The following is a 16,356-nucleotide window of genomic DNA, read 5'->3' as shown; positions in this document are numbered from 1 at the left end:
ACTCAGGCATGAACGCGCGTGCCGGCCATATAATCATCCAGCGCGGCGGCTTCATCCTTCGAAAGATAGAGGCCCTTCTTCGAACGGCGCCAGAGGACGTCGGCGGCGGTATAGGCCCATTCATGCGCCATGAGATAGCGGACTTCCGCCTCATAGAGATCGCTGCCGAAGTGACGGCCAAGGTCCGCCGTGGTCTTCGCATCTCCGAGAAGCATGGCGGCGCGGGTGCCGTACCGGCGCACCAGCCGGCGGGCATGCGGGTCGGCGAGGAAAGGATAGCGCGCCTTCAGCTTGGTGACTTCGGCCTCATAGCCGCGCACCGGGAAGTCGCCGCCCGGAAGGGAGCTCTTGGCCGTCCACGGCGTACCTTTCAAGCCGATGACTTCGCCGATCTTTTCCAGCGCATGTTCGCTAAGGCGGCGATAGGTAGTGAGCTTGCCGCCGAAGACGTTCAGCAACGGCGCCTGACCTTCGGCGCCTTCGACCTTCAGCACGTAATCGCGCGTCGCTTCCTGCGCCTTCGAGGCGCCGTCGTCATAGAGCGGGCGTACGGCGGAGTAGGTCCAGACGATGTCCTCGCGGCGCACCGGCTCCTTGAAATATTCGCTGGCGGCATTGCAGAGGTAGGTGGTTTCCTCGTCGGAAATCCTCACATCCTTCGGATCATCCTTGTAGTCGCGGTCCGTCGTACCGATCAGGGTGAAATCCTGTTCGTAGGGGATGGCGAAGATGATGCGGTTATCCGGATTCTGGAAGAAATAGGCGCGGGGATCGTCGAACTTCTTGCGGACGATGATATGGCTGCCCTGCACGAGGCGAACATTGTGCACCTGATTCTTGCCGAACGCGTCGGACAGAACATGATCGACCCAGGGGCCGGCGGCGTTGACGAGCATGCGCGACTGTAACGCGCGCTTCTCGCCGGTAATGGTATCCTGCGTTTCGATCGTCCAGGCAGCACCTTCGCGGCGAGCAGAGGTTACCTTGGTCCGCGGCATGATGGTTGCGCCGCGATCGGCCGCGTCGCGGGCGTTGAGCACGACCATGCGGGCGTCGTCCACCCAGCCGTCGGAATATTCGAAAGCCTTGGTGAACAGCGCCTTCAGCGGTTTTCCCGCCGGATCCTTCTTCATGTCGAGCGTAGCGGTCGGGGGCAGCAGCTTTCGTCCACCGAGATGATCATAGAGAAAAAGGCCAAGGCGGATGAGCCAGGCCGGGCGGATGCCGCCCTTGTGATAGGGCAGCACGAAACGCATCGGCCAGATGATGTGCGGCGCCATCGCCCAGAGCACTTCACGCTCCATCAGCGACTCGCGCACGAGACGGAATTCGTAATGTTCGAGATAGCGCAAGCCGCCATGGATGAGCTTGGTCGCTCCGGACGAAGTGCCGGAGGCGAAATCATTCATTTCCGCAAGAGCCACTTTATAGCCGCGTCCGGCAGCGTCACGAGCGATGCCGCAGCCGTTGATGCCGCCGCCGATAACGAAAATGTCGTAAATCTGCTCGCTCACCCGCCCCTCCGAAAAGGTTTTCCATCCCGAGAAACGGAAAATCCGAAAACTGATTCATCTAAAACGAAATCAATCCGAATGTCAAACGAACGTTTCGTGACGAAAGCGATGAGATGATCAATTCTGGCGGCGGGAGGTTTCCAACAGACGGACGCCGTGTTCGGCCGCGGCGGCGCGAACGGACTCGACGCGGCATTCGTCGGTTACGAAGGTGTGGACTTGCGAGAGATGGCCGATGCGCACCGGGGCGGTGCGTTCGAACTTGGTGCTGTCGGCCACCAGGATGACGTGGCGGGCATTGGCAATGATCGCCTGCGCGACTTTCACTTCGCGAAAATCGAAATCCAGAAGCGCGCCGTCGGAATCGACGGCCGAGGTGCCGATGATGGCGTAGTCCACCTTGAATTGCTTGATGAAGTCGACTGCGGCCTCGCCGACTATGCCACCGTCCGAGCCGCGCACGACGCCGCCGGCAATGACCACCTCGATCGACGGGAAGATGCGTAACTTATTGGCGACATTGATGTTGTTGGTAATGACCATCAATTCATGGTGGCCGAGAAGAGCCTCTCCGACCGCTTCTGTGGTGGTGCCGATATTGATGAAAAGGGAGGTATTGTTGGGGATCAGGCCGGCGGCGGCGCGGCCGATCGCCTGCTTTTCGGGGGCGGCGATGGAGCGGCGGGCTTCGTATTTGACGTTTTCCGTACCACCCGGAAAGATGGCGCCGCCATGGACGCGCGATAGAACGCGGCCGTCGCAAAGATCGTTCAGGTCCTTGCGGATGGTCTGCGGCGTTACGGAAAAGCGGAGCGCCAGTTCCTCCACCAGCACGCGCCCCTCAGCCTTGGCGATTTCCAGAATTTCCGTCTGGCGTCCGGATAGGAACATTGTCGACGCTCCCTTTCTTTCGTTTTTTCGTCATCATATGATAAAGTGAAAATTCCGCAATTGCCGACGCGCGGAATCTGCAATTTGGGGAGGTCATGGTGTTTCATCCGAAGCTATTCGAAAATCGCAATGTCGTGGTCACCGGCGCCGGTCGCGGCATCGGCCTGGAGGTGGCGCGGCAGTTTCTCGACTGCAGCGCACGTGTCCTCGTCCATGTCGGCCGCGATCCCGGCCGCGAGTTGCCCGATTTTCTGCTGGAGGCCGAGGTCGACCGCCGTGCCTTTCTCGTTCCGGCTGATTTCACCAGTGAAAGCGGAACGAGGGACTTTGCTCTTGCCGCTGCCGACGTGTTCGACCGCATCGATGTGCTGGTCAACAATGCCGGCACCATGGTCGGCCGCTTTCCGGCCGGCGAATTGACCGATGAGTGGTATGACCGGATCGTTCAGCTCAACCAGACCTCCGTCGTCGAGGTCACAAGGGCGCTGTTGCCGCTATTGCGGGCGGCGGGGCAGGCGGCAATCGTCAATACGGTCTCGATCTCGGCTCTGACCGGCGGCAGTCCGGGCTCGGCGATCTATTCCGCCTCCAAAGCCTTCGTCGCCACCTATTCGAAAGCATTGGCGCGCGAGCTGGCGCCGGACGGTATCCGGGTGAATTGTGTATCGCCGGGGACTATCGCCACCGATTTTCACGAGCGTTACTCGTCGAAGGACAAGCTCGAACAGACCCGCCGATCGATCCCGTTGCAGCGTCTGGGCACATCGGAGGATTGTGCGCCTGCCTATCTCTTCCTCGCCGCGCCGACGCTTTCCGGCTACATCACGGGACAGGTGATCGAGATCAATGGCGGACAGCTTATCTGCTGATAAATCGGACCTTTTTTGGTGTTCTGCCGCTTTTGGAGCCAGCATATAGACTCATAATATTATAAGCATATCTCTATGTGAGTTTATCACTAGAGGCTATCCTATGTCGCTGTCTCCACCGCCTGGCGGTGCTGTCGAGCCTAATGTCGAGGAACTGGCTGCGAACGCTCGAAGGGCGAGCATTCTGCTGAAAGCTCTGTCGCACGAGACGCGGCTGATCATTCTCTTCATGCTGGCCAAGCGCGAGAAGACCGTGACGGAAATCGAGGGACTTCTCGGCCTGCAGCAGGCGGTGGTCTCGCAGCATCTGGCGCGGTTGCGGCTGGAAAAGCTGGTCGACACCCGCCGGCAAGGCCGGCTCGTCTACTATGCCGTCGCCAGTTCCGAAATCTGCACCGTGGTCAATTCGCTGCAGCAGATCTTTTGCGGCGGTTGCTGATGATCCCATCTGGCCAATTGTGCAATGACCTTCGGTCAGACTTGAACGGCACCTGAGATGCTCGGAAATTCCGGAAGTCTCGTTTTGGCCTTCAATTGATCATCGTATCGTCAACTGGCTGACACGACAATGTTATGCAGGGACGCTAATACTTCTCCAAGACATATAAGGAGGATAGGTCCGTGCAGAATAATGAGATGACGATGTCGGAAGTTCTGCGAGATCCGATGATCCGGCAGATGCTCCGTGCTGACCGCGTGTCGCTGAGCGACTTTGCGAGACTTCTGAAGAAAACGGCCCGTGCGAGACATGCCGCTTCCGTCGAAGAAGGTGCGATGCCGCTCGTCCGTCCCGTTTTCATGGAGCGTCCATCTGCTGGTGGCGAGGCAGGTCTCTAAGGCGTTTCCGTAGAGGTGCAGCCTCAAGTCGGACACCTCCCGCCACGCTCCCGTTTCCAATGTTGCGCTGATGGCCTGCCCCGTTTAACTCTCGTATTCAGGAGAGTTAAATGATCGACAAGCTGGAATTCTTCATCGCGCTTGCCAACCAGAAGCATTTCGGCCGCGCCGCGGAGGAATGCGGCGTGACGCAGCCGACATTGTCGGCGGCGATCAGGCAGCTGGAGGATCAGCTCGGCGTCATGCTCGTCAGCCGCGGCTCGCGCTTTCAGGGTTTGACGCCGGAGGGTCAGCGCGTGCTGGAATGGGCCCGTCGCATCGTCGGCGATACCAGAACCATGCGCGAGGAAATGCGGGCGGCGCGCAAGGGGCTTGCCGGTCATATCCGCATCGCCGCCATTCCGACGGCGCTGGCCATGGTGCCGAAAATCACGGCGCCCTTTCAGGAGCGGCATCCCGACGTCACCTTCTCCATCACCTCGCGCAATTCGCTGCAGGTGTTGAGCCTGCTCGAAAATCTCGAGATCGACGCCGGCATCACCTATCTCGAAAACGAGCCGCTCGGCCGCGTCACCAGCGTGCCGCTCTATGCCGAGCGCTATCATCTGATTACGGCAGCGGGCAGTCCGCTGGCCGAGCGTGAAAGCGTGACCTGGAAGGAAGTCGGCCATCTTCGGCTTTGTCTATTGACCGCTGACATGCAGAACCGCCGGATCATCAACCGACATCTCGCGGAAGCGGGCGCGGTGGTGCAGCCAACACTGGAGTCCAATTCGATGATTGTGCTGTTTGCCCACGTCCAGACCGGACGCTGGGCGAGCATCATGCCGAAGAATATCGCGGATTCCTTCGGCTTTCCCGCTGATATTCACAAGATCCCCATCACGGAACCGGATGCGGAACATCTCGTCGGCCTGGTTGCGACACATCGCGAGCCATTCACGCCGCTCGTCTCCGCTTTGTTGCACGAGGCGCGATTGCTTGCTGAAGCAGATAAGAATCGATAGAAATTTTCTATCGATTGACGAGGCTGCGTTATTGATTCCTCCGTTCTTCCCTGCGATTTTCGTTTCATTGGCCATGCGTTCGTGTGTTCGCAGAGGAGAAGCCTGGGAGGCTGCTTATGAGTTTGCATCTTGGTTCGGGCGAGATCGCAGCCCGCGCCGGCGTTATCATCGACCGCATGAAGTCGATGGAAGGGCCGCTCCTGCCGATCCTGCACGGGATCCAGGACGAGTTCGGCTATGTGCCGCAGGATACGCTGCCGCTCATCGCAAAGGCGCTGAACCTGTCTCGCGCCGAAGTGCATGGCGTGATGACCTTCTATCATGATTATCGCGATCATCCGGCTGGCCGGCATGTGCTAAAGCTCTGTCGCGCCGAAGCCTGTCAGTCGATGGGCGGCGACCGGCTCGCCGAGCGGGTCAAGCAATTGCTCGGTATCGATTTCCACCAGACGACACTGGATGGCGGCGTGACGCTGGAGCCGGTATACTGTCTCGGCCTTTGCGCCTGTGCGCCGTCGGCGATGCTGGACGGCGAGCTTCATGGCCGTCTGGACGATGAGGCTGTCGAGGATCTGGTGATGGAGGCGCGCCGATGACGGTGAAGATTTACATTCCCCGCGATGCCGCCGCTCTTTCCCTTGGGGCCGAGAAGGTGGCAAAGGCTGTCGCGCAGGAGATTGCCAGCCGCGGCCTTGATGCGCAGATCGTGCGCAACGGCTCGCGCGGCATGTTCTGGCTGGAGCCGCTGGTCGAAGTCGAGGTTGAGGGAAAGCGTATCGGTTACGGGCCGGTGAAGGCCAAGGATGTGGCCGATATCTTCGAGGCCGGGCTGATCACCGGCGGCGCTCATCCGCTCTGTCTCGGGGAGGTCGAAAACCTCCCATTCCTCAAAGAACAGACCCGTCTCACCTTCGCCCGTTGCGGCATCACCGATCCCCTTTCGCTGCAAGACTATGAAGCCCATGGCGGTCTCAAGGGCCTGCGCCGTGCTGCCGGCATGGCTGCGGCCGACATCGTGAAGGAAGTGACCGATTCCGGCCTGCGCGGTCGCGGTGGTGCGGGTTTTCCGACCGGCATCAAATGGAAGACCGTGCTCGACACGCCCGGCGTCCGCAAATACATCGTCTGCAATGCCGACGAAGGCGACAGCGGAACCTTCGCCGACCGCATGATCATGGAGGGCGATCCCTTCGTGCTGATCGAGGGCATGGCGATTGCCGGCCTCGCAACCGGCGCGACCAAGGGCTTCGTCTATACGCGCTCGGAATATCCGCATGCGATCGCCGTGATGACCGAGGCGGTCGAGATTGCCAGAGCTGCCGGCATTCTAGGTGCTTCGGTGCTTGGTTCCGGCAAGGCTTTCGATATGGAGATCCGCACCGGTGCAGGCGCCTATGTCTGCGGCGAAGAGACATCGCTGCTGAACAGCCTGGAAGGCAAACGCGGCGTCGTGCGCGCCAAGCCGCCATTGCCGGCGCATAAGGGGCTGTTCGACTGCCCGACGGTCATCAACAACGTCATTTCGCTCGCCTCAGTTCCCGTCATCATGGACAAGGGCGCAGCCTTTTATCGCGATTTCGGCATGGGCCGCTCGCGCGGCACGATTCCTCTCCAGATCGCCGGCAACGTCAAATATGCTGGCCTCTATGAGACCGCCTTCGGCCTGTCGCTCGGCGATATCGTCGACAGGATCGGCGGTGGCACGAGAACTGGCCGGCCGGTGAAGGCGGTGCAGGTCGGCGGGCCGCTGGGCGCTTATTTCCCGCGTGCCCTGTTCGATACGCCGTTTGACTACGAGGCCTTTGCCGCCAAGGATGGTCTGATCGGTCACGCCGGCATCGTTGTTTTCGACGATACTGCGGATATGCTGAAACAGGCACGTTTTGCGATGGAATTCTGTGCGGTCGAAAGCTGCGGCAAGTGCACGCCCTGCCGTATCGGTTCGATCCGCGGCGTAGAAACGGCCGACAACATTGCACGCGGCATCGAACCAGAGAAGAACCGCGCCTTGCTTGCCGATCTCTGCAACACGATGAAGTTCGGCTCGCTCTGCGCACTCGGCGGTTTCACGCCCTATCCTGTCATGAGCGCGATGACCCATTTCCCGGAGGACTTTTCTCCGGCTCCCTTGATTGAAGCGGCGGAGTAAGATCCATGTCCCTCGTTCACGAAATCGACTACGGCACACCCGCCTCCCAATCCGAAACCCTGGTGACGCTCACCATCGACGGACGCCAGATCACGGTGCCGGAAGGCACGTCGATCATGCGCGCCTCGATGGAAGCCGGCATTGAGGTGCCGAAGCTCTGCGCCACCGATATGATGGATGCCTTCGGCTCCTGCCGGCTCTGTCTCGTCGAGATCGAAGGCCGCAACGGTACGCCGGCCTCGTGCACGACGCCGGTTGCCTCCGGCATTGTCGTGCATACGCAGACCGGCCGGCTGAAGGACATCCGCCGCGGCGTGATGGAACTCTATATTTCGGATCACCCGCTGGACTGCCTGACCTGCGCCGCCAATGGCGATTGCGAATTGCAGGACATGGCTGGTGCGGTCGGCCTGCGCGATGTGCGCTACGGCTATGACGGCGACAATCACGTCAAGGCGCGCAATGACGGCGAGATCAATCTGAAATGGGCGCCGAAGGACGAGTCCAATCCCTATTTCACCTATGATGCTTCGAAGTGCATCGTCTGCTCCCGCTGCGTGCGCGCCTGCGAGGAAGTGCAGGGCACGTTCGCGCTGACCATCGAGGGCCGCGGCTTCGACTCCCGCGTCTCGGCCGGTATGCACCAGAATTTCATCGACAGCGAATGCGTTTCCTGTGGTGCCTGCGTGCAGGCCTGCCCGACCGCGACGCTGACCGAAAAGTCGGTGATTTCGATCGGCCAACCGGAACATTCTGTTGTCACCACCTGCGCCTATTGCGGCGTCGGCTGCTCCTTCAAGGCGGAGATGCGCGGCGAGGAAGTGGTACGCATGGTGCCGTGGAAGGATGGCCGGGCCAATCGTGGCCATTCCTGCGTCAAGGGCCGTTTCGCCTATGGCTATTCGACCCACAAGGACCGCATCCTCAATCCGATGGTCCGTGAGAAGATCACCGACCCGTGGCGCGAAGTGACTTGGGATGAGGCCTTTGCCCATATCGCCACCGAGTTCAAGCGGCTGCAATATCAGTACGGCCGCGACTCCGTCGGCGGCATCACCTCGTCGCGCTGCACCAATGAAGAGACCTACCTGGTGCAGAAGCTGATCCGCGCCGGCTTCGGCAACAACAATGTCGATACATGCGCCCGCGTCTGCCACTCGCCGACCGGTTACGGTCTCGGCCAAGCCTTCGGCACCTCGGCCGGCACGCAGGATTTCGACAGCGTCGAACATACCGATGTCGTCATCGTCATCGGCGCCAATCCGACGGATGGCCATCCGGTCTTCGGCTCGCGGCTGAAGAAGCGGCTGCGTCAGGGCGCCAAGCTTATCGTCATCGATCCACGCCGCATCGATCTGGTGCGCACGCCGCATGTGGAGGCGAGCTATCACCTGCCGCTCAAGCCCGGCACCAATGTTGCCATGCTAACGGCACTCGCCCATGTCATCGTCACCGAAGGGCTGTTCGACGAGAAGTTCATCCGCGAACGTTGCGACTGGTCGGAGTTCGAAGATTGGGCCGCCTTCGTCGCCGAGCCGCAGCATAGCCCGGAAGAAACGGAAAAGTTCACCGGCGTTCCCGCCGATCTCGTTCGTGGCGCAGCGCGCCTCTATGCCAAGGGCGGCAATGGCGCGATCTATTACGGCCTCGGCGTCACCGAGCACAGCCAGGGTTCGACCACGGTCATGGCGATCGCCAATCTTGCCATGGCGACCGGCAATATCGGTCGTCCGGGCGTCGGCGTGAATCCGCTGCGCGGCCAGAACAATGTGCAGGGTTCGTGCGACATGGGTTCCTTCCCGCACGAACTGACGGGCTATCGCCACATCTCGGACGACGCAACGCGCGAAGTCTTCGAAAAGTTGTGGGGCGTGAAGCTCAACAATGAGCCCGGCCTGCGCATCACGAATATGCTCGATGCGGCCGTCGACGGCACGTTCAAGGGCATCTACATCCAGGGCGAGGATATCCTCCAGTCCGATCCGGATACCAAGCATGTCGCAGCCGGCCTTGCCGCGATGGAATGCGTCGTCGTCCACGATCTCTTCCTGAACGAAACGGCCAACTATGCGCATGTCTTCCTGCCCGGCTCGACCTTCCTGGAAAAGGACGGCACCTTCACCAATGCCGAGCGGCGTATCAACCGCGTGCGCAAGGTTATGACCCCGCGCAACGGCTATGCCGATTGGGAAGTGACGCAGAAGATGGCGCAAGCCATGGGGCTTGCCTGGAACTACACGCATCCGTCCGAGATCATGGACGAGATCGCCGCGACGACCCCGACCTTCGCCCTAGTCTCCTACGACTATCTGGAAAAGATGGGCTCGGTGCAGTGGCCCTGCAATGAAGAGACGCCGCTCGGCTCGCCGATCATGCATGTTGACGGCTTCGTGCGCGGCAAGGGCAAGTTCATCCGCACCGAATATGTCGCGACCGACGAGCGCACCGGACCCCGCTTCCCGCTGCTGCTCACCACCGGGCGTATTCTCAGCCAGTACAATGTTGGCGCGCAGACGCGGCGGACGGAGAATGTCGTCTGGCATGCGGAGGACCGCTTGGAGATCCATCCGCACGATGCAGAACAGCGCGGCATCCGCGATGGCGACTGGATCAAGCTTGCCAGCCGCTCCGGCGACACGACGCTGCGGGCGCTGATAACCGACCGCGTTGCCCCGGGCGTCGTCTATACGACCTTCCATCACCCGAACACGCAGGCAAATGTCATCACCACGGACTACACTGACTGGGCAACGAACTGCCCGGAATACAAGGTGACGGCGGTGCAGGTCTCGCCTTCCAACGGGCCGTCGCAATGGCAGATGGACTATGACGAACAGGCGCGGCAGTCCCGTCGGATTGCCGGCAAGCTGGAGGCCGCTGAGTGAGAATGGATGGGCCGATCCCTTCTCCCCTCGGGGAGAAGGTGCCCGAAGGGCGGATGAGGGGGGCTTTCCGCGCGGGCGGAACTGTCCTTCGCTTGCGCTCAGAACGCTCGGAACTATCGCTCCTCGCCCCCCTCATCCGACGCTCCGCGCCACCTTCTCCCCGTGCGGGAGAAGGGAGGGCACCCGCATGACCCGCTTCAAACCGACCACCACCGCCACTGAGACCGTGCGCCGCGACGGCATCGTCCGCTCCGGAACGCGCATCGTACCCGAAGAGGTGCCGATCGCTTTTTCCTATGGCGGCTCCTCGCATGCGGTTATGATGGGGACGCCTGCCGACATCAATGATTTTGCGGTTGGATTCAGTCTGACGGAAGGCATCATCACCCATATCGATCAGATCGCCGCAGTCGAGCCGATCGAGGACGAGCAGGGGATCGATGTGCAGATCACCCTTGTCGAGGACGCGGCCGATGCATTGCGTACCCGGCGGCGGCATATGGCCGGACCGGTCGGCTGCGGGCTTTGCGGCATCGAATCGATCGAGCAGGCGGTGCGCAAGGTGCCGGATGTTTCGACGGTCGGGCTGACGGTTTCGCATGGGGACATCGTCAAAGCAGTCGCTCTTTTGAGCGACGGACAGTTGTTGAATCGCGAGACCCGCGCCGTGCATGGGGCGGGCTTTTATATTCCGGGCGAGGGATTGATTGCCGTGCGGGAGGATGTCGGACGCCATAACGCGTTGGATAAGCTCTGCGGCGCCGTCATCCGTTCCGGCCATAAGCGCGCCCAGGGCGTCGTTGCCGTCACCAGCCGGTTGTCGGTCGAAATGGTGCAGAAGGCGGCGATATTAGGCAGCCCCGTCCTCATTGCCATTTCCGCCCCGACGGCACTCGCCATCCGCACCGCCGAGGAGGCCGGCATGACGCTGGTGGCACTGGTGCGCGGCGACGATTTCGAAATTTTCACCCATCCGCAGCGCATCACCCCAGGGAGCATCGCCGATGTCGCCTGACGAAACACACCACGGCAAAACGTCAGCCAAGCTCGTCTATATGGCGAACCAGATCGCAACTTTCTTCAAAACGCAGCCTGCCAATGAGGCGGTGCAGGGCGTTGCGACGCATATCAATAAATTCTGGGAGCCGCGTATGCGGCGGCAGTTTTTCGAAATAATCGACAATGGAAACAGCGGGCTGGATCCCCTGGTGCTGGAGGCGGCGACCTTGATCCACAGGCCGCAGCCGGCTCAACAGGATTAATCCTTCTAATCATTAAGTATTAATAGTATGATAGAGGAGCGGCGAACTTTGTTCGTTGCTACAATTTAAAATAGAGTAATTGCCGATCCTAAGTCTTTGAATCAAGGAAAAGTTGTTGATGACGACTGCGGAAACAGATCTTTCAAGAGAAACGGTAACATCAGGTTTGCTCGATCGCGAGCGCATCATCGCCAAACCCGGCTTCAACCGATGGCTGGTGCCGCCGGCAGCCCTGGCGATCCATCTTTGCATCGGCATGGCTTACGGCTTCAGCGTCTTCTGGCTGCCATTGTCGAAAGCGCTCGGCATATCGACGCCGGCGGCCGAATGCGCCAGCCTTAATCTTCTCTCTGCCCTCGTTACCACCACTTGCGATTGGCGCGTCAGCGATCTTGGCTGGATCTACACGTTGTTTTTCGTGCTGCTCGGTTCCTCGGCCGCCATCTGGGGCGGCTGGCTGGAGCGGGTGGGGCCACGCAAAGCGGGCGTCGTCTCCGCTTGCTGCTGGTGTGGCGGCATCCTGATCGCTGCGATCGGCGTCATCTTCCACCAGCTCTGGCTGATGTGGATCGGCGCCGGCGTCGTCGGCGGCGTAGGTCTCGGTCTCGGCTATATCTCGCCGGTGTCGACGCTGATCAAATGGTTTCCCGACCGACGCGGCATGGCAACGGGCATGGCCATCATGGGCTTCGGCGGGGGAGCGATGATCGGCGCGCCGCTCGCCAACCTGCTGATGACCAGCTTCCGCGGCGACGGCTCGATCGGAGTCTGGCAGACATTCATCGTCATGGCGGCGATCTATTTCGTCTTCATGATGGGCGGCGCTTTCGGCTATCGCCTGCCGCCGGCCGGCTGGCGTCCGGAAGGTTGGACGCCGCCCGTCGCCAAGAGCACGATGATCACGACCAAGCACGTGCATCTGCGCGATGCCCATAAGACCAAGCAGTTCTGGCTGATCTGGGCGGTGCTGTGCCTCAACGTCTCGGCCGGCATCGGCGTCATCGGCATGGCTTCGCCGATGCTGCAGGAAATCTTCGGTGGTGCGCTGATCGGTCTGCCGGACGTGAAGTTCGCCGCTCTCAGCAAGGACCAGGTGGCAGCCGTCGCTGCGATCGCCGCAGGCTTTGCCGGTCTGCTGTCGCTCTTCAATATCGGTGGACGCTTCTTCTGGGCGTCGCTCTCCGACAAGATCGGCCGCAAGAACACCTATTATTGCTTCTTCGTCCTCGGCATCGCGCTTTATACGCTTGCTCCCTGGGCGGCGGGCATTCACAGCAAGGTGCTGTTCGTCGGCGCCCTGTGCATCATCCTGTCGATGTATGGCGGCGGCTTCTCCACCATCCCGGCCTATCTTGCCGATATCTTCGGCACTCAGTTCGTCGGTGCCATCCATGGCCGGTTGCTCACCGCCTGGGCGACAGCCGGCATCATCGGCCCGGTGGTCGTCAATTATATCCGCGAGGCGCAGAAGGCTGCCGGTGTCGAAGGCGCGCAGCTTTACAGCTTCACCATGTATATCCTCGCCGGCATGCTGGCCTTGGGTCTGATCGCCAATGCGTTCGTGAAGCCGCTTTCGGACAGATGGTTCATGTCCGACAATGAGGTTGCGGCTCTGCAGGCGAAAAGCGCTGCAGCCAACGCCGGCCCAACGGGCTCCTTCGGCATCGGCACGGGCGGCCTCGACGCCAAGGCGTTGATCGCCTGGGCGATTGTCGGCATCCCGCTGCTTTGGGGCGTCTGGGTAACGATCAAGAGCACATACGCGCTGTTTGGCTGAACCCCAGACAGATTGATTGCATGAACAAAGCCGCCTCGAAAAACCGGGGCGGCTTTATCTTTAAGCCTTCGCAACTTCGGCCGGAAAATCGCTGAGCGCGTTTCCTGCAACCGCTTTAGGCGGCGACGAGTTCGTCCGTTTCGTTTTCCTTGAACATCTTCGCGAGGTTGAGGAAGCAGATCATGCCGCTTTCGGTGGCGATGATGCCTTCGCAATAGGCGCGATCGAAGGAGGCGGTGACTTCTGGGACCGGCTGGACCTGGCTCGAGGAGATCGTCAGAATGTCGGAGACGCGGTCGACCAGCATGCCGATGACCATGTTGTGGACTTCGGCGACGACGATGGCGCTGCGTTCATTCGCGACCGTGCTCTTCATGCCGAGCTTATAGGCGAGGTCGATGATCGGAATGACCGATCCGCGAAGATTCATGACGCCGATGACATCGGCAGGCGAATGGGGGATCGGCGTCGACGGCGCCCAGCCGCGGATTTCGCGGATCGTGGTGGTCTTGACGCAGAACTCCTGATCATGAAGCCGGAAAGCAATGATCTCCAAAGTGTCGCCGCTGAAGCTGGTGGAATTGATCGTGGCCATGAACATTCTTCCCATTGAAGCATGGCGCCAAATCTGGCGCGCTATCACGAAGATAGCGGAAGAATGTTGCTCAAACCTAAACCGCAGAAGAGATTTCGATAGGATATAGTTGAGCTCTCTCCAGAGCGGTTCAGCGTTTCACGGAATTGCTTTCCCGCTCTATCCCTTTGTTTAGACGCATTCCGGACGGAAAACCGCTGCGCACTTTTCCTGGAAGTGCTCTGAGGGCTGGCCTATTGGGCCAGCACCTTGTCGATCTGTTCCAGCGCCCCATCGACCTGATCGCGGCTGATGACCAGCGGAGGCGCAAGGCGGATCGTGTGGTCGTGCGTATCCTTGGCGAGCAGGCCGAGATCCTTGAGCTGATAGCAATATTGCCGTGCCCCGCCGGCTTCCGGCACCAGCTCCACCGCCATCATCAGGCCGCGGCCGCGCACGTCCTTGACGATATTCGAGCGGATCGAGCGCAGGCCTTCGAGGAAATAATCGCCCATGACGGCGGCATTCTTGATCATGCCTTCTTCGGTCAGCACGCGCAGCGCCGCGCGAGCGACGGCGCAGGCCAGCGGATTGCCGCCGAAGGTGGAACCATGCTGGCCGGGCTTCAAGACGCCGAGCACTTCGGAATTGGAAAGCACGGCAGAGACGGGGTAGAAGCCGCCCGACAGAGCTTTGCCGATCAGCGTCACGTCGGCCTCGATGCCCTCGTGCTCCTCGGCGAGCAGCTTACCGGTGCGGCCGAGGCCCGTCTGGATCTCATCGAGGATGAGGGTGACATTGTTGACGGTGCAGAGTTCGCGCACGCGGGTGAAGTAACCGGGTGCGGGAATGATGACCCCGGCCTCGCCCTGGATCGGTTCGATCAACGCCGCAACGGTGTTTTTGTTGATCGCGGCGGCAAAGGCGTCGGCATCGCCGAAGGGGATGGTGCGGAAGCCCGGCGTATAAGGGCCGAAGCCGGTGCGGGCATCCGGATCGGTCGAGAAGCTGATGATGCTGAGCGTCCGGCCGTGGAAATTGTTGGAGCAGACGATGATCTCGGCCTGGTTTTCCCGGACGCCCTTCACCTCATAGCCCCATTTGCGCACGGCCTTAATCGCGGTTTCGACGGCTTCGGCGCCGGAGTTCATCGGCAGGATCTTGTGCGAGCCGGTCAGCGCCGCCAGCTCCTCATAGAGATAGGCGAGCTGGTCGTTGCGGAAGGCGCGGGAGGTCAGCGTCAGCTTACCGGCCTGCTCGATCATCGCATCGCGGATCTTCGGATGGCAATGGCCTTGGTTGACCGCCGAATAGGCGGAGAGGCAATCCAGGTAGCGCTTGCCGTCGGTATCCCAGACGTAGACGCCTTCGCCGCGGGTCAGCACGACATCGAGCGGCTTGTAATTATGGGCGCCGAGGCGCTGTTCGGTGGCAATCAGATCGCTTGAATCGCTCATAGTAATTTCCCCCCAAGAATTATGCTGCCCGTGTCGGGCGATCGAAAATGCGCCGTCCGAAGAGGCTCGCCGCCATCTCGACGAGGACGCGGGCGCTCTTGCCGCGATCGTCGAGGAAGGGATTGAGCTCGACCAGATCGAGCGACGAGACGAGGCCGCTGTCGGACAGCATTTCCATGATGAGATGGGCTTCGCGGAAGGTCGCGCCGCCCGGGACCGTCGTCCCGACGCCCGGCGCGATATCCGGATCGAGGAAATCGACATCGAAGCTGACATGCAGCAGGCCGTTGGCGGCGCTGATCGTGTCGAGCACCCGGCGCATGATTGCCGCCACGCCCTGCTCGTCGAGAGAGCGCATGTCGAAGACGTTGACGCCGTGCTCGCGGATTTCCTGGCGCTCATGCGGATCGACGGAGCGTATGCCGACTTGGAACACCTTCTTCGGATCGACCAGCGGGCGGGAGGCCGGCAGGATCTCGGCAAATTCCGCTTCGCCGCAGAAGAAGGCGACCGGCATGCCGTGAATATTACCCGACGGAGATGTGGCCGGGGAATTGAAATCCGAATGCGCGTCCAGCCAGAGCACGAACAGCGGTCGGCCGACCTCAGCCGCATGGCGCGCCATGCCGGAGACGCTGCCCATGGAGAGGCTGTGATCGCCACCGAGGATCAGCGGGAAGCCACCGGAGGAGGCAACGTCGTACACCTTGGCTTCCAGAGCACGGGTGAAGGCGCCGACGATTTTCAGATTATGCGCCTGCGGATGGTCCGGCAGGTCGGCGGCAGGGGCCGGATGCAGGTCGCCGCTGTCGGTGACGCGGTGGTTGAGCTCGGTCAGCGTGGTTTCGATGCCAGCGATGCGCAGCGCGGTCGGACCCATGCCGGCACCGCGGCGGCCGGAGCCTTCCTCGAGCGGAACGCCGATCAGCGTGATGGATGTGGATTCTACGTTCATCGGCGGCGCTCCGTTCAGCGCATAACCCCGAAAAATGCAAAGCAGTTTTCGGAAAAGGCTTATGCGTTATCCAAGATTCAGGTTGCTTATTGAGCTCGATTATCAACGAGGGAGATGACAGCAAAAAGATGGAAAATTGTCGAAAATCGAGTAGTCTTTGACAGATTGATTAGTACGAT

The 16,356-nt window shown here is 60.8% G+C and carries 15 protein-coding genes; 10 read left to right on the top strand and 5 right to left on the bottom strand.

Annotation, left to right across the window (positions count from 1 at the left end; all coding sequences use genetic code 11):
* Positions 1–2: 2 nt before the first annotated feature.
* Positions 3–1,514, bottom strand: a complete 1,512-nt coding sequence (gene glpD / locus K290_RS0107150) for a glycerol-3-phosphate dehydrogenase (protein ID WP_028751260.1) — start codon at positions 1,512–1,514, stop codon at positions 3–5.
* A 117-nt stretch (positions 1,515–1,631) separates the two neighbouring features.
* Complete coding sequence (locus K290_RS0107145; RefSeq protein ID WP_028751259.1) at positions 1,632–2,405, bottom strand: DeoR/GlpR family DNA-binding transcription regulator; 774 nt, start codon at positions 2,403–2,405, stop codon at positions 1,632–1,634.
* 98 nt (positions 2,406–2,503) lie between these two features.
* Between K290_RS0107145 and K290_RS0107140 the strand changes: the two genes are divergently transcribed.
* The 10 genes from K290_RS0107140 to K290_RS0107095 all read left to right on the top strand — a co-directional run bounded on the left by K290_RS0107140 (position 2,504) and on the right by K290_RS0107095 (position 13,191).
* Positions 2,504–3,274 carry an SDR family NAD(P)-dependent oxidoreductase gene (locus K290_RS0107140; RefSeq protein WP_028751258.1) on the top strand — a complete coding sequence of 257 codons (771 nt, stop codon included), beginning with the start codon at positions 2,504–2,506 and terminating at the stop codon, positions 3,272–3,274.
* Between the two features lie 103 nt (positions 3,275–3,377).
* On the top strand, positions 3,378–3,713 hold the full coding sequence (locus K290_RS0107135; RefSeq protein ID WP_028751257.1) for an ArsR/SmtB family transcription factor: 336 nt from the start codon (positions 3,378–3,380) through the stop codon (positions 3,711–3,713).
* Between the two features lie 182 nt (positions 3,714–3,895).
* Positions 3,896–4,111: a type 1 glutamine amidotransferase family protein gene (locus K290_RS37855; protein ID WP_154668564.1), complete on the top strand. Its 216-nt coding sequence runs from the start codon at positions 3,896–3,898 to the stop codon at positions 4,109–4,111.
* Positions 4,112–4,221: 110 nt separating this feature from the next.
* On the top strand, positions 4,222–5,118 hold the full coding sequence (locus K290_RS0107125; RefSeq protein ID WP_028751256.1) for a LysR family transcriptional regulator: 897 nt from the start codon (positions 4,222–4,224) through the stop codon (positions 5,116–5,118).
* A gap of 116 nt (positions 5,119–5,234) precedes the next feature.
* A complete protein-coding gene (locus K290_RS0107120) occupies positions 5,235–5,714 on the top strand; it encodes a formate dehydrogenase subunit gamma (RefSeq protein WP_028751255.1) in 480 nt (159 codons plus the stop codon).
* Complete coding sequence (locus K290_RS0107115) at positions 5,711–7,267, top strand: formate dehydrogenase beta subunit (RefSeq protein WP_028751254.1); 1,557 nt, start codon at positions 5,711–5,713, stop codon at positions 7,265–7,267. The genes K290_RS0107120 and K290_RS0107115 overlap by 4 nt, the downstream gene beginning before the upstream one ends.
* Positions 7,268–7,272: 5 nt before the next feature.
* Positions 7,273–10,152 (top strand): formate dehydrogenase subunit alpha, encoded by a 2,880-nt coding sequence (gene fdhF, locus K290_RS0107110; protein WP_028751253.1) that lies wholly within the window; start codon positions 7,273–7,275, stop codon positions 10,150–10,152.
* A 187-nt stretch (positions 10,153–10,339) separates the two neighbouring features.
* Positions 10,340–11,167 (top strand): formate dehydrogenase accessory sulfurtransferase FdhD, encoded by an 828-nt coding sequence (fdhD, locus tag K290_RS0107105; protein WP_028751252.1) that lies wholly within the window; start codon positions 10,340–10,342, stop codon positions 11,165–11,167.
* Complete coding sequence (locus tag K290_RS0107100; RefSeq protein WP_028751251.1) at positions 11,157–11,414, top strand: formate dehydrogenase subunit delta; 258 nt, start codon at positions 11,157–11,159, stop codon at positions 11,412–11,414. Before fdhD ends, K290_RS0107100 begins: the two co-directional genes overlap by 11 nt.
* Before the next feature lie 118 nt (positions 11,415–11,532).
* Positions 11,533–13,191 carry an OFA family MFS transporter gene (locus K290_RS0107095; protein ID WP_028751250.1) on the top strand — a complete coding sequence of 553 codons (1,659 nt, stop codon included), beginning with the start codon at positions 11,533–11,535 and terminating at the stop codon, positions 13,189–13,191.
* 115 nt (positions 13,192–13,306) lie between these two features.
* On the opposite strand, the gene K290_RS0107090 is transcribed toward K290_RS0107095, so the two are convergent.
* The 3 genes from K290_RS0107090 to rocF all read right to left on the bottom strand — a co-directional run bounded on the left by K290_RS0107090 (position 13,307) and on the right by rocF (position 16,177).
* Positions 13,307–13,786, bottom strand: coding sequence for a chemotaxis protein CheW (locus K290_RS0107090; protein ID WP_028751249.1), 480 nt, complete (start codon positions 13,784–13,786; stop codon positions 13,307–13,309).
* A 233-nt stretch (positions 13,787–14,019) separates the two neighbouring features.
* Positions 14,020–15,222, bottom strand: coding sequence for an ornithine--oxo-acid transaminase (rocD, locus tag K290_RS0107085; RefSeq protein ID WP_028751248.1), 1,203 nt, complete (start codon positions 15,220–15,222; stop codon positions 14,020–14,022).
* 19 nt (positions 15,223–15,241) lie between these two features.
* Positions 15,242–16,177, bottom strand: a complete 936-nt coding sequence (rocF, locus tag K290_RS0107080) for an arginase (protein WP_028751247.1) — start codon at positions 16,175–16,177, stop codon at positions 15,242–15,244.
* Between the last annotated feature and the right edge of the window lie 179 nt (positions 16,178–16,356).

It is taken from the genome of Rhizobium leucaenae USDA 9039 (assembly GCF_000426285.1).
GTDB lineage: Bacteria > Pseudomonadota > Alphaproteobacteria > Rhizobiales > Rhizobiaceae > Rhizobium > Rhizobium leucaenae.
The sequence above is the reverse complement of the archived record's forward strand: the minus strand, read 5'-3'. Positions and strand labels throughout refer to the sequence as shown.